2 protein-coding genes and 1 pseudogene are annotated in these 1,745 nt (G+C 48.0%); all 3 read right to left on the bottom strand.

All coding sequences use genetic code 11. The annotated features are described in order from the left end of the window. Positions 1–603, bottom strand: a pseudogene (locus tag AACT07_RS22260) (RHS repeat-associated core domain-containing protein); the annotation flags it as partial. A 41-nt stretch (positions 604–644) separates the two neighbouring features. After that, positions 645–1,235: a hypothetical protein gene (locus AACT07_RS22255; RefSeq protein ID WP_069530080.1), complete on the bottom strand. Its 591-nt coding sequence runs from the start codon at positions 1,233–1,235 to the stop codon at positions 645–647. Next, positions 1,232–1,745, bottom strand: a 514-nt coding sequence (locus AACT07_RS22250; RefSeq protein WP_139126510.1) for an RHS repeat-associated core domain-containing protein, incomplete at its 5' end; no start/stop codon positions are given. The genes AACT07_RS22255 and AACT07_RS22250, both read right to left, overlap by 4 nt.

Raw genomic sequence — 1,745 nt, 5'->3', positions numbered from 1 at the left:
TTCACCGGCCTCCCACTGGGCCAGTGGCCTGAAGCTGCCCGGCTCATAGACCCACTGTACCTGACGAGCGGCGTTGCCATCGGCCCGGTAGCTTTGTTGCTGCACTAGCAGGTCACCGTCCCAGCGATAGTGGACACGGGTTATCGCGGTGAGTTGGCTCACCTGCCCCTCGCGCTCCTTGCCGATACGCCGACCAAAGGGGTCATAGCGGTAACGCCAGCGGCTGCCATCGGGCAAAATGACCCGTTGCAGGCGGTCAAAGCCATCCCACTCAAATTGGGTGGTCTGGGGCCGGAAACCGGGGCGTGATACCACCTTCTCACAGAGCCGCCCGCACTTGTCGTAGCGGTATTGATTGGGCCCTATCTGGCTGACCCGGCCCGCAGCGTCATAACGGCGCAGGGGCTCGGTCTGAGCCTGCTGGCTTGATAGCGGTTGCCCATCGCTGGGCAGAATATGGGAGAGCTCGCAGAGGTTCAGCTCGCTGTCATAGCCAAACAGCCGAGCCTGACGCTCGTGACCGCGCTTGCTGCGCTCGGCCACCACCTGGCCGTTGCCATTGACCTTCCAGCCCTGTTCGCCCCAGTGGCTGTAAAAAAACACCGGAAATATACCGGTGTCAGGTGATAACTAGATCTGTATGGTCAAACTTTTATATAAACCTCATGAAAATCGAAGTGTTCCGGATAGTATTTATCAAACCATGCTCGAGCATTTTCAGAGACAAAAAAGCCTTTAAAATTACTCCCTGTAAACAAGTCACACTCAGGCATCATCGTAATCAAATATCGATCGGAAATTTTTTTTGCCGCACGATTAATGTCAATGTCGATTTCTTCATCAACTATAGCAAGATAATAATCAGACATGATTCTCATCAACTCAGGATCATTTTCACCAAGAGTAATTAAATCTTCAGGTTCCAAAAGATCATCTATATGGCTTGATATATTGACCGTTCGATCCCATGTTTTCCAGTCAATATTAACTACCTTTTTTTTCCTCATGAGCACGAAGTCACTCACTCCACGCAACCCTGATGAATTATATGCAATCATCGCAGCTTCTGAGAAAACCAATCCATTATCCCCTATGTAGATATCAGGTGAAAATGGCCCAACCCTGCTAATTTCATATTTCCCCTCACGAGCGTTCCAACTCGTCATGCCTGTCCAAAGAATACTCCCCCAATCCCCCCAAGGGGCCTTGACATTATTCATCAAGTAAAATTTCATCTCTTACCTCCACAGGACTTATATCTTTTTGCGTAGTTCCTTGATGCTCTAGGTATGTTATGCTTAGTCATCATTTCACTTATGTTTTTCTGTAGATCTTTTTGTGAAAAATCAGGATTTTCTGCATACCATTGTTTAAAATCACTATTCCATCCTGCATCATGAACATCAATGTGTTGTGCATTGGGTATAATCGATATCTGTCTATGTATATAGTCTTCAGGATTCGATATTCCTGCTTGTTTCATCTGCCTCATGAAACTCTCGTCATTCATCATTGCTTGTGGTATTAAATGATGCTCTCGCATCACACTTGGACCATATTTATTACGCCATTCATTGCTCACCCGGGACATTCCATTTTTGGTCGTACCTGTCACAACCATTAACCCCAGCGGATCTACCCACTCCAGCGGGTTATGTACATACCCCTGTGGCCTCAGCCCTCCCGCAAAACCTATCGGATCTGGCGAGATATATTGCCCCGACTCCGGGTCAAAGTAACGGTGT

Origin of the sequence: Aeromonas sp. ANP5 (assembly GCF_963870295.1) — a bacterium.
Classification (GTDB): Bacteria; Pseudomonadota; Gammaproteobacteria; order Enterobacterales; family Aeromonadaceae; genus Aeromonas; species Aeromonas veronii.
The sequence above is the reverse complement of the archived record's forward strand: the minus strand, read 5'-3'. Positions and strand labels throughout refer to the sequence as shown.